This is a genomic window from Caballeronia sp. HLA56 (genome assembly GCF_054655155.1).
This window is the reverse complement of the sequence record NZ_BAAHOB010000005.1, coordinates 581,553-604,313: the sequence shown is the minus strand read 5'-3', so window position 1 is coordinate 604,313 and position 22,761 is coordinate 581,553. Positions and strand designations below refer to the sequence as shown.

The window sequence follows — 22,761 nt, the reverse complement described above, 5'->3', positions numbered from 1 at the left end:
CTTGAAGTCGAACAGGGAAATGAGCGGATGCTGCCTCAGCTTGCATCTGTTCTCTCGGCGTTCCGTTATTACGCGTTTCGCTATCCATTCAGATAGCGAAGCCGATGTCGGCAGGTAGGCCTTACGTCTTATTTCAGCTCACTCCACCTTTGCGTCGGAGGCCTGCTCGATCGGAGGGCGTAGCCCGCGTTGGATGGCCGGTCGTGCGACCATTTCTGAATGAGCCTTCGGTGAGCTTGAGTCGACTTCCCGCGAATCATCGAGCTGTGCGGCGGGCTTCATTTCGGATTGATGCCCTGCGATAACTGATAGTGCTATTCCGATGGGCAAGGCTATAAGAGTGCGTCGTAGCATATTCAATTTCTCTATAACAGCTCGATATGATTTTCCCGCCGAGGACAATCGATCCTAACCTCGTTCGAGCTGGCGGGTGCTTATTCTAGTCGATGGTATGTGGGCAGATCAGCTTTGCGATGACGACCTGCGAGTAATGCAAGTCTCAACGCCCGGCGTGGCGGAAGTGCGACCGATGGCGCTCGGTCGTCGGGTCGTCGCGCACTTCGAGCTCAAGCGCCGTTGTAAAGCCTGCGTCGCCGGTCATCGTGTGCGTCGCTCGCTTCACCAGCCATAACGTGTCGTCAATCTCGGGCTTGAAACCCGTGATCGTCACCGGCAGCTCTGGAAACATCTCCGCGCGGCCACGCGCCAACGTGTAGTCCATCGTTGCCTGACTGCGCTGCACCCGCGCAAGTTCTGCTGTCGCAGCGGCCCGCGCTTCTGCCTCACTCGCATAGTCTTCAGGCAACACCTTCACGTCTCGATTATTTTCGCCGCCGATCACAACGGATTGACGCTTGCCCGCACCGTTGGAATGCCAATGCGCACGCACTGCGGTATAGCTCTCGCGCTGCGCGACATGGTAGCGATGGCTGTCACCGTCGCGTCGTGTGAGACTGATTTCTGTGAGCGCGTGGCCACTCGCTGTTTTGCCCGAGCCGATCGGCATGAATAGCAAATGCAGATCCTTGATGTTCATCACCGCGTCATAGCGCTTGGCAAGCCGTGTCAGAAACGACATATCGCTCTCGTGCGTCTGATCAATGTGCGCGATTGCCGCCTCGGCGAGCGCTTGGGCTACCCGCGCTTTCAACGAATGGCGTGAGGCGATGGTGCGCACGATCGAGCCGAGCGTCTGGCCGTGCCAGCTTTGTTCGCGCCGCTCGTGCATGGCATGGGTCATCGAGGCTGATCGTGCGCGGATGGTCAGGATATCAGGTGCACCGCTGTGCTCGACTTCATCGACCGTAAAGACGCCCTTGTTCACGAGCGGCTCGCCGAACCAACCGATCTCCACGCGAACGTTCGCGCCGCGCTTCGGGATCGCAAAGGTGTTCTTCGAATCGTCGATGACAAGATCGAGCGTGTCCGCTTCCTCCGCACGCGACTCTGAAAGCGTTAGGCTGATGAGCTTCGGTGCGATTAGCCGCGATAGATCGCGGCCGTCCAGGGTGATGCGATAGTCGGCCTTGGGTTGCATGTTCGATAACGATGTCATCGTGCGGGACCCTACGGCTTGGCCAACACGTCATCGTCAACACGTTTGATCGACAGATTGAACTCGATCTTGCGGGCAACGCCGGCGACGGTATGGTACGACGCGGTCTCGTTCAGGCTCTCGATGACGAACGCACCATACACCGTTCCCGAGCCGTCCACGAGCACATACGCATCGCCCGAATCTCCCATTTTGGCGAGCTCGGTGAGCGATGCGATGGTCCCGATCGAGTTGTCCTGCGCCACCATTCCATTGAGCGTGATCGTGTCGTCACCGACGCCGACATATTGGCTTGCATCGCGGGCGCCGACGCGCGAGCTCGTCCGGTGTTTCCAGTTGCGTTGACGTTGCAGTTCCTTGAGCGGCGCTGATCTGAGACTGAATAAGAATTGCCCGAGCGACATCATCATATGGTTTCCCCTGCGATTACGATCGGTCTCGAAGGCTTGAACCGAGCCGCGATTGTCTCGCGCGATCGCGACGGTCGAGCTCGGCCGTGACGGCACGCGCGATCGCCCGCGCGTCCATGCCCGGCTGCGGATAGATATTGACCACGACAGAGGAGGCTGCGCCGCCGCCAGTATTGCCGGCCGATGCGGCCGCCAGCGGCCCGCGCCTGTCGATCGGCACATTCGAGCGCGCCAGCGCAATCGCGGGCTTGGCGAGCGGAGTGCCTGCTGCCATTGCAGGCGAAGCGAACGAGCTCGCTGCAACCGCAGCCAAGCCGAAGGCCGCACGAGCGACGCGCCCCTGAGTGCGCTCGATCCCAAGCGCCGCACCTTCTCCAACAAAATGGCCCAGCACGCCGAACACACGACTGGGGCTTTGAATGCCTAGCTTTTCCTTAAACCAGCCCACCGTCGAGCTCGCCACGTTCACGATGGCGTCCTTGACCGAGCTCATCTGACTGCTGATGCCATTGACTAGGCCCGAAATGATGTTCGCGCCGATCGCAGCCAACGAAGCGGGTAGCGTTTCAAGCCAGGCCACGCCCGAACCAAATGCCGAACGTAAATGGTCCCAGAGGGCAGATGCGCCGGACTTGATTTCGTGCCAATGTGTGTAGATGGCATAGGCTGCAACCGCGATGCCAGCGGCCAATGCCGTAATCACGAGGCCGATCGGGCTCAGCAATAGCGCTCGCCCGGCGAACCACGCCGCCGACCCCAGCATTCGAAAGGCGCTCACGCCAAGGCCAAGTCCGCGCGTGAGCAAGCCACCTTGCATGCCAAGCGTCGCCATGCTGAACCGCAACACCGCGAGCGGACCGAGCACCGCGGCCAATGCAATCACTAAGGTGCCGCATGCGGCCAGAAGCGCGCCGAAGACCGCTAGCACCGTAATGACGGCCTTCGCGGCGGCCGGGTGTGCTCTGACGACGCTCAGAAGACGCTCAGCGAGCGCGCGCGTTTTATCGAGCCCTGCGTTATACAGCGGCGTGACGCGTTCGCCGATTTCTCTCTTAAGATCACGCAGCTTCGCCAAGGCGGCAAGCTCTTTGCCAGTGGTTTGTCCTTTCGCAATTTCGTTCAGCGTGTCGATGTCAGCAGCGCCCCTATTTTGGCGCTCGTTCTTTGCAATTTGACCACGCTGCAAAAACATCGTGGTGAACAAGTTCGAGGCGGTCGAGTTCGTGAACATCGAACCGATCGTGCTGATGACCGCCTTATCATCCGTGATGCCCTTCTTCGCGAGGGCTGGCAGCAAAGTCTTCTGCATCCATTCATAGGGCGAAGACTTGAACTGTTCGGAATTTAGCAACGCGCCATCGGCGAATGCTTTGACGTGGCCGTTCTTGTCATACTCGACCTTCTTCGAATCCAGCAATCCGAGACCCATCAGCTTGCGAGCAGCGCGCACCGTCGTGCGTCCTTCGATCAGGTTTTGATAGCCGGACATGAGCCCCTTACCTGCGCTGCCGCGCATCTCCTGGATGAGTGGCTCCATCTGATAAAAGAAGGCATCCTTGGACAGCGACTTGGCGGCAACGCCGCCGCGCTGGATGAACTCCATCCACTGGTCGCCGCCCACGCGCCCGCCCGTTGCCGAAATGACTTTTTGAACGCGATTGGCCTCATCGAGAAACGTCGCGTGGTCCTTCATGCCTCCGCGCAGCTCGATCACCTTAAGCATGTTCATGAACTTGCGCTCATTGTCTTCGGCGTGCTCGTCTCCGTACACGGCGTCGTTCGCGAACTTCATTTTCGACAGGATCGGTGCCGCGACCTTCGCGTGATGCGAGTCGGCGAAGACCGACATCGAATCGCGCATCATCGTCATGTTGTCAGCGGCGCTTGTACCGTACACCTTCATGTCCCGCGCGAACGCAACAGCCTCCCGCGTGGCGCCTTCGCTCTGGCCAAGCGCCCGAATTCGGCCGACCTCATTCTGGATTTTCTTGGCTTCACCAAGCGTCTCGCCCAGACCGCCCAGAATGCGCGTGCCGGTGCTCTTCGCCGCAAACCCGCCGATGGCCATGTTGGCACCAACGCCCTGCACGGTCTGCATTTTCGAGCGTGCAGACGCAACGCGCCGCTCGCGCTCTGCGAGTTGCTCAAGCTGCCTTTGCTGTTGCGCGATCGACGTCCTCGTGGCATCGATGCTCGCCTTGAGCTCGCGCTCGTGACGAGCCAGGCTTGATGTCGAAAGCCCCGCGTCCGCAAGCGAAGTGCGCAATGCGCTCAACTTGGCGACCTGCTGACTATGCTGCGTCGTGAGCGCTGCTGCCGTCTGCTTCGCCTTCTCCAGATCGGCGATCATGGCCCTCGACGGTGGCCCCGATGCACGCAGCGCCCGCGTAAGCTCGCCCACACCGGCGTGCGCGGCTGTCATTTCGGCCGTCGTCTTGGCGACGCTACCGGAGAGCTCGCGGAACGCGGCAACGTTCTTCTGCGCATGGCTCAAGTTGCTCAGCTGTGCACGCGTTTCCTTGAGCGACGAGGCAAGCGCCTTGTTGCCTGCAAGCATGGTCTTCAAAGGCTTGGTGATCCTGTCGACCATGTCGAACATGACGCGAAGTTTCAATGCGTTGTCCACCGCTATTCGCTCCCACTGCCACTACGTTGCCGCGCTCGCTCGCGCCACTCCATCAACTCGACCAAACTGAATTCGTCCATCACCGCAGGCGTCCATCCAGCAAAGACCACGGCGAGATCGGCCATCGCGTCTTCTACCCTCTCAGGGATTCCAGTTTCGATTTGACGGCCTTCGACATCAAAAAACCTGCAAAGATACCTCCCAGTTCGACGAGATCGGCGGGATCGATGTTGGCGACGTCGTGCTCGGTGAGCGTGGGCGTGCTGATGCGCGGCAGCACTTTTGAGAGCGCCGTGACATCGAGATTCACGAGGTCGGAGAGCGACACGCCGCGCAGCTCGCCCGATTTGGGCTTTCGAAGCGTGATGGTGGTAATGGTCTGCTCACCGCGCACGAGCGGCGTATCGAGCGTGTGCGTGTTCGGGTCGACAAGGTTCTCGATTTGGTTGGGTTCCATAGCTGTGTCGAAAGATGAAAGGGGTGAGTGATCTGCGAGACGTGGACGCCGTCAGATGCCTATCGCTTTGCGCAGCGCGGCGAGCAGGTCTTTGCCGTCGATCTTCTCGATCGAATTGATGAAATCGATCTCGATGAGCTCATGGCCATTGATTGCGAGCTTGTAGTAGCTCGCAACGGTCGTCACCTTGAATGCCGTGTCTTCCTTAGCCTTGACCGTGCCCATGTCGATCTCGCTGTGCCGGCCTTTGATGACGATTTCGACCGAGTCTACGCCGGACGCGTCTTCGGACTGGTAGCCACCGGAGAAGCGCAACAGCACGCCATCGTGCGCCATGATGCCGTACTGGGCGAGCACGGGACGCATGAAGCCACCGCACGTCCATTCGATTTGAATGCCCTCCTGACCGAAGTCGATTTTGATAGGGCCGCTCATGCCACCGCCCTGATAGTCCTCCATCTTGCGGGTGAGCTTGGGCAGCGTGACTTCGGCTACCTGACCGAGAAAGCTCTCGCCGTTGTGAAACAGATTGAAACCTTTGAGTTTGCGCGGCAACGCCATGTTCTGAGCTCCTGAGAAGGCCGACGATTACGCGCCTACACGCGAGGCGAAGTCGGCGAGGTATCGGTCCGTGATGCGCTGGCGCAGCACGAGGTTTTCGAGCGGAGGAACCGGGGTGTAGTCGTAATCGATGTACGACTGCCCGGATTTCAAGCTGTCGGTGGTGTTCGGCTCGGGATCGAACCACGCGGAGCCGCCGACCAGATAACCCTGCGAAATCCACCCTCGAAACCGGCCGTTGATCGACTCGATGATGTCGCGCGGCAGCGAGGGGTGAAGTGGCCCGTCAACGACTGGCATCTGCGCCTCTGCTATCGAGTCGGCGATGACCTGAGCGGTGCGCGTCGAATTCTCGAAAGCAAACAGCGGATCGCTGGAACACGTGCGCGAGCCCCAGAACCGGTATCCGTTCTTGTTGATGAGCGTGGTGACGCCTTTCTCGTTGAGGAAGCCCGCATCGGTATTCGGGTCCTGCAAGCCCCATGACACGTCAGCGGAGATGCCTACCACGCCGTTGACCGCCACATTCGACAGCGTCTTGTGCCAACCGATTTGCTCGTCGATCTTCGCGCGCAGGCCAAGCGCATACGCGACCGCAGGAACTTCGACATTCTTCTTCGCATCGCGATCCCATGCGATGAAGTTGGGCCACAGGAGCATGATCTCGCGCTGGCCAAATTGATCTCGGTAAGCCGCGACTTCTTCCTTGGTTTTGCAGCCCCAGGCAAACGCATACGTCATCGCGCGCAGCGACTGCGCGATCGGGAGCATGGCAGCAGCGACTTCCGGCCGGTCCAGTCCGGGCACACCGATGATGCGCGGCGTGACATGGAGCTTCGCGTTCGCCGCAAGAAATGCTTTCAAGCCGGTGTAGCGGCCTTCGCTCGTCACGGTCCCGATCACATTGCCGACGGTCTCGTCCAGGTCCTTACCTTCGGCCACGCGTACGACCACGGTAAGGGCTTTGGTCTGAGCGCCGATTGCGCGAAGCGTGGTGGATAGCGTGCCCTTTTTACCTGCCTTTCCAAGCGCTTCGATAACGTTCGTGAGAAGAATCGGCGTATTCAAGGGGAAGGCGTTTTCGTCCGCGTCGTTTGCTGTGCACACCACGCCGATCACAGCGGTGGCCACGGTCCGGATCGGCCTTGAGCCCTGATTGATTTCGATCACGCGAACGCCGTGGTGATAGTCCTGCGTCATAGGTCTATTCCTTTAAAGGTGAGAGGAAGCGGGGGCGTCCAGCGTCGGTGCCTGGGCGGGTTCGGTCGGCCACGTCACCTGATCGGGGAATCCCTCGGCGTCGACAGCACGCATGAGATCGAGCTGATACGCGGCCCAGGCACGGAACGCTTCAGCCTGCTCAGGCGTGAGCAACCCGGCTGCATAAGCGTCGGCTCGACCGGCGTTCATCGATCGCGCGCGCGCCATGCGCGTGTCGTATTCATTCATAGCGGCGTCGCGCAATCTTTGCCGAGCGAGCGCAGGATCAATGTCCCACTTGCCGTCAAGCCAGATGTGAGCGGGCGAGGGGCGTGGCTGGTCAGTAAGTCCCAGCACCTCTGGACTTTTTCCCGCGACTGTAATCTCGACAGGCTCGCCTGACTCAATGCGATAGCAGATGCGGCCACGGAAATCGGGCAGCAGACGCCATGCGCCCATGGTATGAAACGGCCAAGTCGTAGGCGTACGCTCGGGCGGCGCATCCGCGGTCGCAGAAGCCGGAATGAGCCATCGGCCGTCGTTGCGCGGGTCAACGTCTGCCTGAGTGCTGTGCACGTATGCGCCAGACTCGGGGTGGTAGTGGTGAATGAGCATAGGTCACTCCTTCAGTAAGCGCGAATCATGGCGAGCAGCGCAATATTGCGGGGGCGCGTTTCGCGACCATCCGACAAGCCCGTATGATTGCCGCCGTTGTTCGTGTTCTCGGTCGCCTCACCCACGTATCGCCCCGCGTGATAGTGATGCCCCGAGGTTTGCAGCGCGTGGGTGTGAGGTTGAACATCCTGTGCCTGAAAGGATCCGATGACGCGGTTTGTATCGACACCGCGGCCATCGTCGAAAGCGCGAATGAATTCGCCTCGCAGGTCCGGCAGTCTGAATGTCAACGCCCCGTCTCCCTCAGAGAAGCAACCGCTACGGCTTACGACCCATTCGATTTCCTTCACGAGCGCGCCGCTGGCCTGCGCATAGGCCCACAGGGCTGGATAGTCGGTACGCTTAAGGGTCGCGCCGTCGAGTTTGAGAAATCCGGCGCGCGCAAATGACCTTGGTTCGAACCAAACGCTGCCAATTGCTGCGGCGGCAATGGTTTGAAGGACCCATGCCATTGTCGGTACGGTGTTAGGGCCGTCGCCAACCTGGGGCTCTTGCGCGGTGATCGTTCCGCCAACATGCAACGCGCCTCGGCATCCCATATCGCCTGTGCGCGTATTGAACCAGTGCGAGAACGCTTCTTGGGCGATCGGTCCATTGGTCACGCTTGGCCCGAAGCCGATGCCGTGACTCGAGCGCAGGGCGACGTTGTTCGTCGTCGAGGAGCAGTCGTCGCCGTTGCCTGACGCCAAGGCGGCTTCGCCACCAGGAGCAGCGAGCAAGCGCAGCCGATCCTTGGTGCCGATTGAGCCCGTAAAATCTGCGCCGCTTAAATCGGCCTTGGCACGCAGCTGCTTACTGAGCGTCGCGGGCGTGACCACGCGCTCGGTGTCGCGGCCAGTGTCCACCTGCGTTTGAGTGGCGAGTCGGACGACCCCGGCCCGATCGGCGGTCGCAGGCGGGTTGAGAAACGATGTCTCACCGAATACAAGCTGCGTGGCATCGATCGCCGCGAACTGCATGTCGGCCGAGAGCAAAAGCCACGCGGCGGGAGACTTCTCCATGATCGGCGTGTCCTGACCATAGACGGCCAGCAAAGTGCCATCTTCGAGATAAAGCCCGAACCCGAAAAGCGTGTATTGGTCCTCGCTGTCGTCCGTGAGCGTCGCATGAATCGTGTCGGGCGCCACGTTGGCCCCACCGAACGTCGTGAGGCGTTTGTGCTCGTTGGGCAATGACTTCAATGCCTTGCTCATCTCGAAACGAGCCGTCGCGAGACCTATCTCAACAACCTTGTGCGCATTTGTGCCGTCTTTGTTCGGCGCGACGAGCGCGGCGCGTCCAGCATCGGTGATAGTAAGAATGGTTCCCATGGTCCGCTAGCTGCCTCGAGGTTCGGTCAGAGTCAACCGGCGATACACCGCTGCGCGTGCTGCGCCGCCCACCGTTTGCCGGGTTTGCTTAGAAAAACCTTGTGTGAAGGTGTAGTGCGCTCGCAGAGGTTTGGTGCGATCGATTTCCGCACAGATATCCGCGACGTACTCAGCAGTGGGCGGCTCGCCTTCTTGTCCGCTGACTGTCAACAAAATCTCAAACGTTCCAGGCGCGCCGGGCGGGCGCAATTCGAACCATTCGCGCAGAACCAAGTTGCCGCCGAAAGCCGCGACGACTTCGCGGACTGCGGCGGCCGTGCCCTTGCGACGCGCTACCGGAATCGCCTGTTTCACGCGCGCGCGCTTCACGTGTTCGGGCCAATACCCTTTCCATGTATCCACGCCCAGTTGCCAGGCGAGCCACGGCAGCAAGTCAAGACGAATCGTTTCCGGATCAATGAGCGTCGCGAGCGGCGTCGGAATGTCATCAATGCATGTGCTCGTAACAGCGAAGCGGCGTTCAAGTCGCGTCGCGTTGGGCGGCAGCAGCTTATTCATGGCTGTAAACTCCGCCATCGATCAGTTCGATTCCGGTGCAATACGGCGCTTGCGTCTTAGACGCTTGGATGCCTTGTAGCGGCCCCTCAAGCACGACTTTCTGAACGCCAGGCGCACGCGCGGCCGCGTAGATCCCATCCAGGGTGACTTCCATACCCAGCCGGTGCATCTGCTCGGTGTATCGCTTCATCGCCTTGTTCGCTTCGGCAAGGGCGACCGCCCGGTCAGGACCGGAGAAAAAGGTTAAGGTTGCGCGCACGGAGTACTTGATAATTTCCGCTGATTTGACGGTGACTTGATCGGTAAGCGGACGTACGTCAGCCGCGCTCAGTGCCGCGACAACGGCATCGATCAAGCTCGGTTCAGCCGCCCCATCCCCCAACCGCGAGAGAATGGTGACGAGCACTTCACAAGGCGCAGGACTGATCGCAGTGGCGTCGAGCACGTGGGCGTGCGCGTTGCGAGCACGCGAGATATACGCGCCTTCCGGACCTGCTACGGAGAAGCTCTGCGGTGCAAGCTGTATGCGCGTGCGCAGATCAGCGTTGCCTTCCATCAACGCCTGCGTCCCCTTCTCAGGATCAGCCGGCGTGATGGTCTGGCGCTTAATGCCCACTAGCGCGGCCAGATGGTCCAAGTCGGAATCAATGGCATAAGCGAGCATGATCCGCCGCGCGGCATCGTTCACCCGCTGGCGCAGCGTCATCTCGCGATAGGCCAGCAATTGCAGCAGCCGCACGATGGGCTCGGATTCGAGCTTGAGCGTCTCCGCTATTTCAACCTGCTCCTCTGCAGGGACGAGCGCGATGAACTTTGCCTTTAAGGTCGCGAACAACGTCTCGAAATCGATCGTTTCGATGATGTCCGGCGACGCAAGCCTGGAGAGATCGATGGGCGTCGCGCTCATACCGTCCTCCCGCTGATCGCGTCGATGCGCGTCCGTACGGGCGCACCGCTTAAGTTTGCCCAGCCTTCGATTTCGAGGTAAAGCGCGCCTTGTTCCGCCTCGTCGCCCACGAGCAACACGCGGGTTAGCGTGAGACGGGGCTCCCAACGCATGAGCGCGGTGGCGACTGCTGCGTAAAGACGCGTGCGCGTTGCACCGTTGACCGGTGCGTCGATCAGATCATGGAACTCCGAACCGAAATTGCGGCGCTTAAGACACGAAGCAAGCGGTGTCGAGACGATCTTCCCGATGGATTGGTAGAGGTGGTCATGACTGGAAATCCACCTGCCAGTGGTCGCATTCATGCCTCTCATGCGAGACCTCCCAGTCGACTCGGGCGGCGCAAGCGCGCACGGCGCAGCGATCGGCCAGCTGCGGCATTCATGCCTCTAAAGCTCGCTCCTCTGATTGGCGTGCTCGTTGGCGCAGTCGAGCCTTGGGCACGATGCAAGTGGCCCGCCAGGCTCACGCCGTCAGCTCTCACGTCTTTCGAAAAAGTCGCCCCGCCATCGATTTGCATCACATCGCGACCAGCGCCGCCCTTGCCGCTCATGCCGGACTGGAATGCAAATACGCCAGCCACCGTCATGGACTTGCTGACTACGACGTCGCCGTCGAGCAAGATGTGGTTCGCGCGAAGCGTGCAAGTCTCGCTCTCGATTGATGCCTTCTGAGTTTTAACGATCACTGCGTCCGGCGCGACGAGATCGATCGTTGCGCCATCGGGAAGCGTGGCGGAAAGTGTGTGAGCGGCATGGTCGTATTGGACCAATGCGCCATCGGGGTAGGCCGTCGCGTGAACGTCAGGGCTGCGACTGGGCGGCTTTACGTGATCGCTGAAGAAACCGCCCCATACGAGGCCTTGCGCCGGGTCGCCCATCGGACAGAGCAGGACGACTTGCTCGCCAATGGTGGGCGGATGCCAGACGCGCGTCTTGCCTGCTCGCACCGTCACGAACGGTAGCCAATTCGTCTTCAAACCCGGCGCGTGCTCAACATCCGGGTCGCCCACCGACACCCGCACACTCGGCGGGTCAGTCGAAAGGTCAACATCGGACACCGATCCTTTGCGGATCAAATTGATGAGAAGGCGGCGAAATTCATTGGCGTGCATATCGCCAATCTTGCCAAGCAGGCGCGCGCGTGGCGATCAATACGTGGCGTCAAACCTCGGATTACGTAATTTCAGGCGAGGCGGTTCGACCTGCTACTGAGTAATGTGCTTAAGCAGCATGTCGCGTATCAATTCGCGATCAGCGTCCGTGAAGCCAAGCAGTGTACGGGCGGGATAGCGGTAGTCTCGACCGCCCGGTGCGACGGGCGCCGTTTCGCCAAACTGGTGGATGCGCGCGATGCGTGCGACGCGCCCAGCGAAACCGATGGCAAGTCCGTCCGCGCCGACTTCGGTTCGCATATATCGGATGGTGCGCAACTTGGCGAACATCGCGGCGCGCTTGATTCGTCCGCGCTTGTCGCGCAGCTTCTTCGCGCCAACTTCGAAGCGTGGCTTGCGCGGTTCATACGCAGCGCCGTCCGGATTGCGCTGCGCGGCGATGCGAGTCTGCTGACTGCGGCGCAGCACACGAGCAACATCGCGCATCGCCGCGCGACGTGCAGCGGGTTGGAGCTTCGAGAGCAGGCCACCGGCCCATGCTTCGAAGTCATCTAGTTGATTTTGCATTCCACGGCCGGCTAACGATAAGACGTATGTGATCCGAGAGTGAGCAAAGAAATGTTACTTCGCTCACGGCTGCTCGTCGGTCTGCGAATCATCAACATGAATCACCGTTCGGACGCCATTTTCAACTTTCACGACAACGCTTTCGGTGAGTTGCAGCTTGATCGACACATCGGCGGCATCGTTTCCCAAAATGTCAATTTCGTAGGTGATGCCGCTCTCGCGTTGATTCCAGTTCGTAACAAGGTCCCGCTGATGCGTGCGAACCCAATCGACAACGGCGACGAATACTTCGTCTGCATCGCCTGCGTAATCGAGCACGAGAACGTTGAGCGTGTACCGGTATTCGAACGAACTGGAGTTCCCGCCGGTCGCGGCAATCGAACCCTGGTCGATAAAGACAGTCAGCTTGTCCGGATTCTCCGCAAGCGTCGGGAGGGCAGCCGCAAGTGCCGCGCGCAAACTGCTTGGTTTAATCATGGTCCTTTGCCTTCTCTTCGGCGATCCGGGCCTGCGCACGAGCCTGGCATTCGACGATCACATCCACCTTGGCCGCACACGTGGCCCACGCGCCCTTCGCTGTTGTAAGCGCATCTTGCAACTCGCCGTTAGTGCGTGGAGACATCGCTGGAAGGTCGCACGGTGTGATCGTCTGGCATTGCTGCACTGAAATCTGCGGCGCTGGCGTAGGCGGGATTGGCTGACAAGCGCATAACGTCGTCAGGCAAAGCAGTGTCGGCCCACGATTGAACGGTCGGACTATCATGGATGGCTTTCCTCATCGCTTCGCGTTGTTTTGACTCGGTGTTTTTAGCCGCGGTCGTGCTCTTGTCAAGCTGTGCCCGCTGCCGCGCTTTCTCAATAGCGTCGCGTTGCAGCTCGCGAATGGTCTGGTCTCGATCGGCAACGCGCTGACTCACGATACGAAGCTGATCGCTCTGCGCTATCAGTGCCGTGCGCAGTGCCCGTACATACAGCACGCTGCTAACCAACGCCGCGATGACGAGGACGCAGACAGCTAGCTTGAGCTTGATCGCCAGCACGCTCACGCGGTCGCTTTAGTCGGTGCAGGCGGAGGAGCAGGTGTAGGCGTAGGCTTGGGAGCATAGCGTTCATACGCGCGAGCAAGCTTTACATCGTAGAAGTTTGCCTTGAACGCCTTGCCGTTGTAGCCCTCAGCGAAAGCTTCCCACCGGCACGATTTCAGCGCGGCGATCAGCTTGGCATCAGAAGAAACAAAGCGCACGAATGCATCGAGCTGCTCGCTCTCGCCCGCCTCCATTCGAGAAACGAACTCTTGCGGGCTTTGATAGCCGAGTCGCTTCCAATGCTCGCCCATTACTTGGAACGCGCCCCAACTCGTTGCCTCCCACGCGGCCACTGGCGCGAGCATTTGGGCCCACGCGAGCCGAACATACTCTGCGGATCCGCCTTCGTAGCCGCCACGCGTCTCCGACACGATGTTTGGATAACGAGCCGCGAGAGGCTTCGGGTCGATCTGGTGGGTGACCAAGCGCTCCCAAAAGACGTGACGCTCGAACAGAATGACCGGTCGGCCATCAGCAAGAAAGCCTTCGCCGCGAGACTCGACCTCGTTGACGGCGCGCACGCACTCGACGGGGACATCGAGCGTCGCGGCAGCCTTGATGAGGTCTGCGTCGGCGAGCTGCTTTGCGTCTCGCTTTCCTGTAGCGAGCGCAAGCAGCGTTTTTGGTCCGGCGATGCCGTCAACAACGAGACCCGCGTCATCTTGCACCTTTTTGACTGCGGCCTCGGTAGCCTCATCAAACACATGAGTCACGGTGAGCTCGAAACCGGCCCGAAGGAGTCGGTGCTGAAGAAGCGCCACCTCATCGCCTACCGCGCCAAAACGAAGGATTCTCATTGTTCGCCACTCCATAAAAGGCGCGCCACGTTGCCACGCGCGCAGTACACAAAAAGCGCAAGCAAAACAGACCGCGTGGCTTCAAGGAAGTCCACGTGCCGGGGATGCAACGCCAGCTCGATTGCCGAACATCCAAGTACGGTCACGAGTGCCCATGCAAGCCAGGAGACATGAGCACGGTGCCGAGCGCCTTTGCGCCGGAAGAACACGATGCGCAGCGTCGTCACAACGTGCGCCGTGAGCGCGATAGCCGCAAAAGAGGTACTCACGTCACTTGCCCCGCTTCAGAAGAGCGAACAGATCAGCGCTCTTGATGCGCTCGATAATCTGCAACGTCACGGTGATAACGAGCGAAGCCGCGAAGAACGCAGCCACGCCGCTTGATCGCAATGGCGTGGAGCCGATGATCTCGGGTGCTGCTAGATAGCCCATGACGAGCGAGATAAGCATGTAGGCCGCGCGCTGGATGACGCCGATATCTCTCGATGTCACTACAACAAGCGCCGCGCCCGTGAACGAACCGACTAGCGCATTGCCATCGATGCCAGGCGCGAGGCTGGCCAGTCCGATGGCGACGGACAGCGCCAGCGCGGTGGTGGTATTCGGCTCGGCCATTGGCCCGCTCCTTTCAGTCAAACAATTGCAATAACGGCGCGGTGTTCACCACTTTGCCAAGCTCAGGCATTTCCACCGACGTGCCTAGAGGAAGTACTAGCCCTAGGTCGGCAAGCCCGGGGTTCGCCTCGAATACCGCTTCAGCCGTGCCATCGGTGCGGCCATAGACGCGCCAGCACAACAAATCGACCGTGTCGCCCTGCTGCGAGCGCACTCGCATCAAATTAACTCCACGGTCGTGCGCGCAAGCCCTCGAAGGTCGCTTAGTGCCCACCGGACATTGCGCCGCGCTTGACCAATCGTCGATTCAATATCCTCGGCCTTCTGGCCGCCGGATTTGGTCGTATCCCAATCCCGATAGCGCTCGGTGATATCCGCGTGCGTCAGGTTGAACACTGCGCGCCGATAGCGAATAAGCTGAACACTCTGCCCGTCGATGTTCGCTGCAGGGATATCGGCCAACGTCGAGAACCCGGCTGAGATCTGTTGAGCACGCCACGCATGCAACTCGTTGTTCACGCTGTCGATTGCACCGATCGTCGCTTCGCGCAAGCGCTCGTTAGTGACCGTTCCGTCAAGGCGCATCGTTGCGCGCAGCTCGGCGAGTGAGATGTCGGGGAAGAATCCGTCGTTTCGGATCAGCTCTTTCTCGGCGGCCGATGGTTCGAGTGTTGGAGTCGCAATGAAGCTGCTCATGACCGTTCCTATAGAGTTGGCGGTGGACCGGCGTTCGCCTCCGTCACGCTTAGGTGGTGGAATGAACGCCGGTGCCGCCAGGCCGGTTGGGGCTCGTAACGAGCAGGCTGCTCAATTGCTGTCAGCCTGCGGTTTCAATCGACTTTGTAAGCCGATCGATGTCCTTCTTCGCGCCCACGCGATCATTAAGCGATACCGCGCGGCGCAGATAGTCCAACGCGCGTGAGGCATCGACTTGTTCAATCGCGTATCCGAGCGCCTTGTAGAGTTTCGCGCGCACCTGATCGTGCATATCAGCGTCGGCCGTGAGTTGATCGATACGCTCAAGAGGCGAGAACGGGAATGACTGGTCATCCATGAAGGCTGCGAGCGCGGCATCGGCGAATTGCTCGGCCAGCAACGACGCAAGCGAGCGCTCAAAGTAGTCCGGCAGCGCAAGACTGTGTTCAACCGCGTAGGAAGCGATTGCGAGCGCACCTTCATAGTCGCCCACATCGATACGCCAGATCATGACCGTGACAAGCACGTCGTCTTGCGCGCCGCGACCGGCGTCGAGAACGCCTGCAACGTAGTCGTCGTATTCCGGCAGGAGCTTGCGTTTCAATTCGATCTTCCGAGCCACCGATTGCACGCCTTTAAGCGCCCGACGATCGGTTGCGAGCTTGATGAGCATCAGCTCATAGGGTGTCGCCCCAGCCATGCTTTGGCCGGGCGTTGAAGCAGCGGCTGCACGCGCGGCCGTCGCGCGTGCAAAGTGCGACCTGGCGGGAGTGCTCATCGTCATGCCGGCACCAGCTCGATGTTTTCAGCTACGCATCCGCAGCCGAAGTCCTCGACAACATAGGCGTCGTTGGATGACTCGTAATTTTCGATCTGGTCGCGTTTGGGGTTGTCGATGAGTGCACGACGACGCGCGCTCTCCTGGTAGTAGATAGACAGGTTGTCCAGCTTCGTGACCATCAATGCATGCTTCGGGAAGAACGGCACGCGCACTGCTTGCAGGTTACCGATGCGCTTTTGACTCACGATGATGTCGGCCGCCAGTTGTTCGGTCGGCGGCTGTGTTGCATTGACAATAGGGAAGTACTTGTCGTGCAACAGCTCACGTCCGCAGATGACGACCAGCTCGGTATCTTCGCGGAACCAAGGATCAATCAATGAATCGACAAGATCCATGACCAACGCGTCGAGGTTGGCGTAATCGCCCCCCTTACCGACATACACTTTGTGCGAGTCCTTCACCTTGCCTTCATGGAGCACGCGTTGATTGGCGTAATTGCGGTACTGCTGCAACCAGCCGATGTTGACGTCCTGGAGCAGCGGATGCGCATTTCTGTCCGTGCTCGGCGCAGCTTCGACACCGTTCCAGCCGATCGCAATGCGATCGAGCGCGCACTGCTTCAGGATCACGTTGCGGATGCGTTGCTGGAAGTCCGGAAATTTTGCCCAGGCGTCGAGCTTGCGATACGCAATAGCGGTGTCATAGTCAGTCTTCTCGCAGCGATAGCGATTGCTGTCGAGCGCGGTCGGATCGACCGGCTTACGGTCCGCCTTGGTGGTGTCCGTGCGGCTCGCGATCGGACCCGATACCGACAACCCAAGCTTCTCGCCTTCGAGTTCCGTCACCGGCAGAATATTGATGCGAGAGAGAAACGCGCTTGACTCCTGCATCTTTGTTTCCAGCTTTTGCTGAATGGTCGGCTCGACAGTGAACTTCGTCGACACGTCGGCCGTATCGTTCAGTTTCGCGATCTGCGCGGCGTATGCGCTATAGGCCAGGCGCGTTGTCTTTTTCATGAGGTTGTTCTCTTTCAGGTAGCGAGGTGGCTTCAGCAGTCGGTCAGCACTTCGCCGGTCGAGCCGGTCGAGAGCGGACGACGAGGCGCGCCGTTGTCAGCGGTGGAAAGCGTTTGGGTCAGCTGCTCAACCAATGCGATGGCTTCGTCAGCTCGCCGCTGGGCGTCATTCGCGCTCTGTTGCGCAAGTTCGAGCGAATCCCGCAAGGAGTCGATCTCCTGGCTCTGCTGACCGGCGAAATTCGCGATCTCTTCAACAGCCCGGCGCACATCCCCATCGCGTTCCTCGTCGGCGATACGGTTGCGGGCAAACATGGCCTTGACTATCGACAGCAGACTGGTCGGTGTAGGAATCTCGTCGATCTCGATCGACGTCTCGCATGGCGCCGAGAAGAGGTTGCTGGATCGGCGCGCCGCAAACTGCAACGATTCGGTTCCGAGGCTCGCAGGCGAATCGGTCGCCGCAACGCCCACAAGGTAGGCTTCGGCAAGGTCCGCAAAGGACGGATTAACTTCGATGGACGTATAGATCTTCTGTCGCTTCTTCGTCAGTGAGATGAGCTCATCGGTCGGACTGATTTGCGCATACAACGCCATCTTTCCTTTGAGCGGTCCCTCATCAATCTCCTTGGTGCTCAGCGCGATTACATCGCCGTATGAGCCAAACGGATTGGTCGCCGACATAGGAGCAAAGCCCTTGATGTGCTCCACGTTGATGCGCGCGCCAAACAGCGCCGGATCGTAGTGCTTTGCCATCTGTACAAGCCATTCACGCTTGATTTCGCGGCCGTCAACGGTCGCGCCTTCGACGGCGACGCGAAAGAATTTCGTTTTGCTGGATGCCATGGATAGAGTCGAACCTTGCTGGTGTGAGCGTGGTTCTCATGTTCGATGCGCGTGCGTCAGAGGGCAACGATTGACTTGCGTCAAAGCCCAAAGCACGCAATGCATCAAGTGCTCGCGCACGCGCGAGACCTTACGCTTCATCCATGTCTGGTCCAGTCACTTCTACGAACAGCGCGAGCGATCCTCGTCGCGCCGCGCGCGCCCTTTATTGGCAGGGATGGCGCGTTTCATCCATTGCACGTTATTTCGCGTTGAAGACATCGACCGTCGCATCGTGGTGTCGACGCGAGAATTGGAAAGAGGCGACGCCGCTGCAACGCATCGAAAGCGCGGCCGAGACACGTCTCATTACGCTCATTGCGAAGGAAAAGAAGGACGGCGCGGACTACAAGGAAATTGATCTGCTTGGACGACAGATTGAGCGCTTTGCGCGCGTACGCAAATATGACGCGACGGGAAGGGAGAGCGACCTCAATCCGAATATCGAAGCTCGCAACGCCGGACCCAAGCGCAAACCTTCGCGCAACGCGATTAGCGAAGAGCAGCAACAGCTTCTATCGACCGCGTTCCGTGAATCACTCTTCGAGTATCAGAAGGTTTGGTACCGGAACGCCGATCGGAAAATCCGCAACCTTCTGAAGTCCAGGCAGATTGGCGCGACGTGGTATTTCGCACGCGAGGCCTTCATCGATGCGCTCGAAACCGGTCGAAACCAAATATTTTTGTCAGCCAGCAAGGCGCAAGCGCATGTATTCAAGCAAGAGATCCTGAAGTTCGCGCGGGAGGTGGTGGGTGTTGAGCTCACGGGCGATCCGATGATGCTTGCCAACGGAGCGACCTTGTATTTTCTCGGGACCAACTCGCGAACAGCTCAGTCGTACCACGGCAACCTGTATTTCGACGAGTATTTCTGGGTGCCGAAGTTTCGTGAGCTCAATCAGGTGGCCTCGGGAATGGCCATGCATAAGCAGTGGCGACTGACGTACTTCAGCACACCGTCAAGCACCACGCACGAGGCATTCGCGTTTTGGAGCGGAGCCGAGATCAATGCTGGCCGCGCGCCGACCGAGCGAATCGAAATCGACACAAGCCACGACGCACTTGCTCGCGGTCGTTCTTGCGCCGATCAGCAATGGCGGCAGATCGTCACAGTCGAGGACGCGATCGCAGCCGGCTGCAACCTGTTCGATCTCGACGACTTGAAGCGCCGGTATAGCGCCCAGGCGTTCGCGAATCTGCTGATGTGTGAGTTCATCGACGATTCGGTGTCCGTGTTCAAGCTCGCCGAGCTGCAGCGTTGCATGGTCGATGCGTGGGAAGAATGGGCGGACGATTTCTCGCCATTGCTATTGTGCCCATTCGGCCACCGCGAGGTTTGGGTGGGCTACGACCCTGCGTTCACGGGCGACTCTGCCGCGCTCGTGGTGGTTGCGCCGCCCCGTGTCGATGGGGGAACCTTCCGCGTTCTGGAGTGTGAGCAGTTCCGCGGCAACGATTTTGAGCGGCAAGCCGCAGCGATTGAGAACGTCACCCGGCGTTACAACGTCACGTATATCGCAATCGACACAACCGGCATGGGGCAGGGCGTCTACCAGAACGTCATCAAGTTCTATCCCAGCGCGGTCGCGTTGAACTATTCGCCCGAAGTCAAAACGCGGTTGGTCTTGAAAGGCCAGTCCGTGATCCGCAACGCCAGATTGCAATTTGACGCGGGTCAGAAGGATTTGGTCGCGGCCTTCATGGCGATCAAACAAACCATGACCGCCAGCGGTCGGCAAGCCACTTACAGCGCCGGGCGAAACGAGGAGATCGGTCATGCTGATTTGGCCTGGGCATGTCTGCATGCCATCGACCGGGAACCGCTTGCGGGCAGCAGCAATTCATCTTCTTTTGTGGAGTTTTATTCATGAGCAAGCGCCGAGCTCGCACGCCGATCACGCACCACCGGACGACTTCGACCGCATCCGAGCCCAATGCAGGGCGTTTCGAGTCCTTCACCTTCGGCGAACCCACCCCCGTGCTTAGCCGGGCCGACATCCTTGACTACGTGGAATGCTGGTCGAATGGCGAGTGGTTCGAGCCGCCGGTGAGCTTCGCGGGGCTCGCGAAGTCATTTCGGGCCAGCACGCATCACAGCTCTGCGCTCTTCTTTAAAGTGAACGTGCTCGCGTCCACCTTTCGGCCGCACAAGTGGCTCTCGCGCCAAGCCTTCGAGCGATGGGCGCTGGACTTTCTGACTTTCGGCAATGGCTATCTTGAGCGCCGTCGCAACAAACTAGGCGGCACGCTCTCTTTGGAGCCAGCGCTCGCCAAGTATGTGCGTCGAAAGACCGATCTCAGCGGGTACGTGTACGTGAACGGAACGCAGAACAAGCACGAGTTCGAGAAGGACAGTGTCTTTCAACTGATGCGACCGGATATCAACCAAGAGGTGTATGGCCTGCCGGAATACTTGAGCTCGATGCACTCGGCCTGGTTGAATGAGTCGTCCACGCTATTCCGCCGAAAGTACTACGAGAACGGCAGCCACGCCGGATTCATTCTTTACCTGACGGATGCGGCCAACAAGATGGAGGATGTGGACAACATCCGGGAGCAGCTCAAAGGCGCAAAGGGTCCCGGCAATTTTCGCAACCTCTTCATGTATGCGCCAGGTGGCAAGAAAGACGGTATCCAACTTATCCCCGTTTCAGAGGTCGCGGCAAAAGACGAATTCTTCAACATCAAAAATGTGACGCGTGACGACTTGCTTGCAGCCCACAGGGTGCCTCCTCAAGTGCTTGGAATCGTACCCAGCAATTCGGGAGGCTTTGGCACGCCGGACACTGCTGCCCGAGTCTTTGGACGCAATGAGATTTCGCCGCTCCAAGGCCGCTTTACCGAGATCAACACTTGGCTTGGCGAGGAGATCGTAACTTTTGATCGGTACGAAATCCCGAGCGCGTCCGCCCGGGATTAGCGACAGCTCTTTTATAGCTTGAGGCGGGAAAGAATGGCCGCAAAGAATTCAGACGTCTCCGCCTCTACGCCGTCAAAACCCTCATCTGGCTTCAGCGGGTATCTAAGCGCTGGATATTGTGGCAGCACGTGCTCAACCTCTTCGCGAAGCGTCGGCCGGACTAGAAATTCGCACGTTTCAGGTTCGTAAGTGATCAAGATCGCGAAAGGTTCGTTGAACGAGCGATGCACCTTGGTGGCATTCACGGAAGGGGGCGCGACGGCAAGCTGCCTTTTTAGATTTACGTGGTAACGAATATAGGCGGGGAAATCGAAGTCACTAACGTAGTCTTCCATTCCTTCGTCGACTTGTTCCAGTTCTCTAAGAGAATTTTCAATTCGATAAACATTGTCAATATGGTCGCCTAGATTAAATTCATCGGCCGAGAATACAAAGGCTTGTTCCTCTAAGTGTTTCCGCGCGCGCTCGAACATAGCCGGAATGTCGGATTTATCGAAATTGATCATTTTAAAGTCGGGGTTGTGTTTTAAGCAGTAAGCATATGCTGCTGTCGCGAGGCTGAAGCACAAGGCTTTTGCAACCAATGAGCGCCTGCGGTTGCAAGATGCGCAGGCTCGCCCATATATCTGATCACAACCTGCTTTGTTTGTCAGTTCGGCAATTTCGACGGAGTTTTCTGCGCCGTTGCGATTAGCATCGTTAGCGTTCGGATTTTCTTCTGCCAGTGACGTGCTTGCATCTTGCTGGGTGCCTGACTGGTTCTTAGTTTTTTGCTTTTTCATAGTGAGCGACGTAGTAACACTGCAATCAGCAAAACTTTGCCTCGAAAGCAGTGTTTCTCAAAGGTTACTGCTCTTTCACGAAGCCTTTACGTTGTTCGCCAAAGAAGCACAAGTCTATTGATGTTAGTCTCGCTTCGTCCGACCTTGCGCGGAGAAGGCCACTAGTAAGGGCTACATTTATTAAGCGAGTTAGGTGGCTTCGAACAAGCGATAAGCATCGGTTTCGGAACGATCCCTACGGAAGCACAAAGTTTAAGGCCTGTGGGGAGGGCGTCAGCGTATAAAGTTGTGTGGCTCGCTCGGCCGGCTATCTCTTGCAGCAACCTCTTACCAACTCCGCAACGCTGCTGTGACGGGTGCACGCATACTTCAGCAATGAACGTCACCGACGGGTCGTCCGTAAGGGCACGTGCCATCCCGATCAAATTTCCGCAGCCATCAACAGCAAAAGCGGACAGCACATTATCAGCATCAATAAACCGTAATCGAAAATGTTCGAGCGATAGGTAGTCGCGTGCTTTTCCGAACCCTACACTTTGATACAGATAAGCAACGTCTTCGGTCTTGATCGCTTCTTTTTTAGAATGCACGTTTATTAAGGTCATAAGAATAGCTTTCACGATCGACCTGCGTCGAGCGTAATTTAGAGTAAGGCATTGGTTTGAATGCAGATAATACTTTGGCAACGCATTTGATATGAAGTAAAAAAACACAAACGATGAGCGCAACTTGGTAGCAAATTTTTATGTTTTTTTGCCGAATCTTTGATCCTGCTCATACGTCAAAGGCGCGGCCTTATGCGGCATCCGAGGATCGGAATGCTCCGACACCTGGCAGGCTTCAACGTAATAAGCAGCCACGTATGGGTCCTCGTTAAAGCGATGAGGTGAAAGCGACGGCTCGGAACCCGGTCAATTTTCTGAGACCCGACCGGGAGCGATCGGCAGAGGCCTTGCGCAGTCCCCTCCCCGCCTGCGGGCTTCGCTTACCTTGCCACTTTTCGTGCGCATACAGGTACGGGCTACAGCTTTATGCCGTAAGGCACACAGCGAGAACACACAGCGCAACAAATCGTGCAGATCGTTGCGCGTCGTTGCAGTTCCACGCAGACAGGCACGATCGATCCCTTGGTAGGGGACCTTCACCATCTGCAGTAGCTGAAGCGTCCTAGGATTTTGTGTCTTTACACGCTGTAAAATCGTTGCT

At 58.7% G+C, this 22,761-nt stretch carries 29 protein-coding genes; 2 read left to right on the top strand and 27 right to left on the bottom strand.

Going from position 1 to position 22,761, the window contains the following annotated elements:
* Window positions 1–499: 499 nt before the first annotated feature.
* The 25 genes from ACYQ47_RS22240 to ACYQ47_RS22120 all read right to left on the bottom strand — a co-directional run bounded on the left by ACYQ47_RS22240 (window position 500) and on the right by ACYQ47_RS22120 (window position 17,814).
* Window positions 500–1,555 carry a phage late control D family protein gene (locus ACYQ47_RS22240; protein WP_459906941.1) on the bottom strand — a complete coding sequence of 352 codons (1,056 nt, stop codon included), beginning with the start codon at window positions 1,553–1,555 and terminating at the stop codon, window positions 500–502.
* An 11-nt stretch (window positions 1,556–1,566) separates the two neighbouring features.
* Window positions 1,567–1,965, bottom strand: a complete 399-nt coding sequence (locus tag ACYQ47_RS22235; protein ID WP_459906939.1) for a phage tail protein — start codon at window positions 1,963–1,965, stop codon at window positions 1,567–1,569.
* Window positions 1,966–1,981: 16 nt separating this feature from the next.
* The gene (locus tag ACYQ47_RS22230) at window positions 1,982–4,591 is read right to left on the bottom strand and encodes a hypothetical protein (RefSeq protein ID WP_459906937.1); all 2,610 of its coding nucleotides are present in this window, start codon (window positions 4,589–4,591) and stop codon (window positions 1,982–1,984) included.
* Window positions 4,592–4,593: 2 nt separating this feature from the next.
* Window positions 4,594–4,716, bottom strand: a complete 123-nt coding sequence (locus ACYQ47_RS22225; protein WP_459906935.1) for a GpE family phage tail protein — start codon at window positions 4,714–4,716, stop codon at window positions 4,594–4,596.
* A gap of 8 nt (window positions 4,717–4,724) precedes the next feature.
* Window positions 4,725–5,048, bottom strand: a complete 324-nt coding sequence (locus tag ACYQ47_RS22220) for a phage tail assembly protein (protein WP_459906933.1) — start codon at window positions 5,046–5,048, stop codon at window positions 4,725–4,727.
* A 51-nt stretch (window positions 5,049–5,099) separates the two neighbouring features.
* Window positions 5,100–5,609 (bottom strand): phage major tail tube protein, encoded by a 510-nt coding sequence (locus tag ACYQ47_RS22215; protein ID WP_459906931.1) that lies wholly within the window; start codon window positions 5,607–5,609, stop codon window positions 5,100–5,102.
* A gap of 27 nt (window positions 5,610–5,636) precedes the next feature.
* On the bottom strand, window positions 5,637–6,809 hold the full coding sequence (locus ACYQ47_RS22210; protein WP_459906929.1) for a phage tail sheath protein: 1,173 nt from the start codon (window positions 6,807–6,809) through the stop codon (window positions 5,637–5,639).
* 12 nt (window positions 6,810–6,821) lie between these two features.
* A complete protein-coding gene (locus ACYQ47_RS22205) occupies window positions 6,822–7,424 on the bottom strand; it encodes a tail fiber assembly protein (RefSeq protein ID WP_459906927.1) in 603 nt (200 codons plus the stop codon).
* An 11-nt stretch (window positions 7,425–7,435) separates the two neighbouring features.
* The gene (locus ACYQ47_RS22200) at window positions 7,436–8,794 is read right to left on the bottom strand and encodes a phage tail protein (RefSeq protein WP_459906925.1); all 1,359 of its coding nucleotides are present in this window, start codon (window positions 8,792–8,794) and stop codon (window positions 7,436–7,438) included.
* A 6-nt stretch (window positions 8,795–8,800) separates the two neighbouring features.
* A complete protein-coding gene (locus ACYQ47_RS22195; RefSeq protein ID WP_459906923.1) occupies window positions 8,801–9,352 on the bottom strand; it encodes a phage tail protein I in 552 nt (183 codons plus the stop codon).
* A complete protein-coding gene (locus ACYQ47_RS22190) occupies window positions 9,345–10,259 on the bottom strand; it encodes a baseplate J/gp47 family protein (protein WP_459906921.1) in 915 nt (304 codons plus the stop codon). The genes ACYQ47_RS22195 and ACYQ47_RS22190 overlap by 8 nt, the downstream gene beginning before the upstream one ends.
* Entirely contained in the window at window positions 10,256–10,612 is a 357-nt protein-coding gene (locus ACYQ47_RS22185; RefSeq protein ID WP_459906919.1) for a GPW/gp25 family protein, read from the bottom strand. The genes ACYQ47_RS22190 and ACYQ47_RS22185 overlap by 4 nt, the downstream gene beginning before the upstream one ends.
* Window positions 10,609–11,412 carry a phage baseplate assembly protein V gene (locus tag ACYQ47_RS22180; RefSeq protein ID WP_459906917.1) on the bottom strand — a complete coding sequence of 268 codons (804 nt, stop codon included), beginning with the start codon at window positions 11,410–11,412 and terminating at the stop codon, window positions 10,609–10,611. The genes ACYQ47_RS22185 and ACYQ47_RS22180 overlap by 4 nt, the downstream gene beginning before the upstream one ends.
* 93 nt (window positions 11,413–11,505) lie before the next feature.
* Complete coding sequence (locus tag ACYQ47_RS22175) at window positions 11,506–11,979, bottom strand: phage virion morphogenesis protein (RefSeq protein WP_459906915.1); 474 nt, start codon at window positions 11,977–11,979, stop codon at window positions 11,506–11,508.
* Window positions 11,980–12,042: 63 nt separating this feature from the next.
* Window positions 12,043–12,456, bottom strand: a complete 414-nt coding sequence (locus ACYQ47_RS22170; protein WP_459909272.1) for a phage tail protein — start codon at window positions 12,454–12,456, stop codon at window positions 12,043–12,045.
* Complete coding sequence (gene lysC / locus ACYQ47_RS22165) at window positions 12,449–12,700, bottom strand: Rz1-like lysis system protein LysC (RefSeq protein ID WP_459909270.1); 252 nt, start codon at window positions 12,698–12,700, stop codon at window positions 12,449–12,451. The genes ACYQ47_RS22170 and lysC overlap by 8 nt, the downstream gene beginning before the upstream one ends.
* Window positions 12,585–13,025, bottom strand: a complete 441-nt coding sequence (locus tag ACYQ47_RS22160; protein WP_459909438.1) for an Rz-like lysis system protein LysB — start codon at window positions 13,023–13,025, stop codon at window positions 12,585–12,587. The genes lysC and ACYQ47_RS22160 overlap by 116 nt, the downstream gene beginning before the upstream one ends.
* Entirely contained in the window at window positions 13,022–13,861 is an 840-nt protein-coding gene (locus tag ACYQ47_RS22155; RefSeq protein WP_459906913.1) for an N-acetylmuramidase domain-containing protein, read from the bottom strand. The genes ACYQ47_RS22160 and ACYQ47_RS22155 overlap by 4 nt, the downstream gene beginning before the upstream one ends.
* Window positions 13,858–14,130 (bottom strand): phage holin family protein, encoded by a 273-nt coding sequence (locus tag ACYQ47_RS22150; protein WP_459906911.1) that lies wholly within the window; start codon window positions 14,128–14,130, stop codon window positions 13,858–13,860. Before ACYQ47_RS22150 ends, ACYQ47_RS22155 begins: the two co-directional genes overlap by 4 nt.
* A 1-nt stretch (window position 14,131) precedes the next feature.
* On the bottom strand, window positions 14,132–14,476 hold the full coding sequence (locus tag ACYQ47_RS22145) for a putative holin (RefSeq protein WP_459906909.1): 345 nt from the start codon (window positions 14,474–14,476) through the stop codon (window positions 14,132–14,134).
* Between the two features lie 13 nt (window positions 14,477–14,489).
* A complete protein-coding gene (locus ACYQ47_RS22140; RefSeq protein ID WP_459906907.1) occupies window positions 14,490–14,696 on the bottom strand; it encodes a tail protein X in 207 nt (68 codons plus the stop codon).
* Entirely contained in the window at window positions 14,696–15,172 is a 477-nt protein-coding gene (locus tag ACYQ47_RS22135) for a head completion/stabilization protein (RefSeq protein WP_459906905.1), read from the bottom strand. The genes ACYQ47_RS22140 and ACYQ47_RS22135 overlap by 1 nt, the downstream gene beginning before the upstream one ends.
* Window positions 15,173–15,293: 121 nt before the next feature.
* Entirely contained in the window at window positions 15,294–15,956 is a 663-nt protein-coding gene (gene gpM / locus ACYQ47_RS22130; RefSeq protein WP_459906903.1) for a phage terminase small subunit, read from the bottom strand.
* Entirely contained in the window at window positions 15,953–16,969 is a 1,017-nt protein-coding gene (locus tag ACYQ47_RS22125; protein ID WP_459906901.1) for a phage major capsid protein, P2 family, read from the bottom strand. Before ACYQ47_RS22125 ends, gpM begins: the two co-directional genes overlap by 4 nt.
* 32 nt (window positions 16,970–17,001) lie before the next feature.
* Window positions 17,002–17,814: a GPO family capsid scaffolding protein gene (locus ACYQ47_RS22120; protein WP_459906899.1), complete on the bottom strand. Its 813-nt coding sequence runs from the start codon at window positions 17,812–17,814 to the stop codon at window positions 17,002–17,004.
* A 143-nt stretch (window positions 17,815–17,957) separates the two neighbouring features.
* Between ACYQ47_RS22120 and ACYQ47_RS22115 the strand changes: the two genes are divergently transcribed.
* Both ACYQ47_RS22115 and ACYQ47_RS22110 read left to right on the top strand, forming a co-directional pair.
* Window positions 17,958–19,724 (top strand): terminase ATPase subunit family protein, encoded by a 1,767-nt coding sequence (locus tag ACYQ47_RS22115; protein ID WP_459906897.1) that lies wholly within the window; start codon window positions 17,958–17,960, stop codon window positions 19,722–19,724.
* Window positions 19,721–20,773: a phage portal protein gene (locus tag ACYQ47_RS22110; protein ID WP_459906895.1), complete on the top strand. Its 1,053-nt coding sequence runs from the start codon at window positions 19,721–19,723 to the stop codon at window positions 20,771–20,773. The genes ACYQ47_RS22115 and ACYQ47_RS22110 overlap by 4 nt, the downstream gene beginning before the upstream one ends.
* An 11-nt stretch (window positions 20,774–20,784) precedes the next feature.
* Here ACYQ47_RS22110 and ACYQ47_RS22105 read toward each other — a convergent pair whose 3' ends face one another.
* Together ACYQ47_RS22105 and ACYQ47_RS22100 are read right to left on the bottom strand one after the other, a co-directional pair.
* A complete protein-coding gene (locus tag ACYQ47_RS22105; protein ID WP_459906893.1) occupies window positions 20,785–21,555 on the bottom strand; it encodes a hypothetical protein in 771 nt (256 codons plus the stop codon).
* Between the two features lie 161 nt (window positions 21,556–21,716).
* Window positions 21,717–22,175, bottom strand: a complete 459-nt coding sequence (locus ACYQ47_RS22100) for a GNAT family N-acetyltransferase (RefSeq protein ID WP_459906891.1) — start codon at window positions 22,173–22,175, stop codon at window positions 21,717–21,719.
* Window positions 22,176–22,761: the final 586 nt, after the last annotated feature.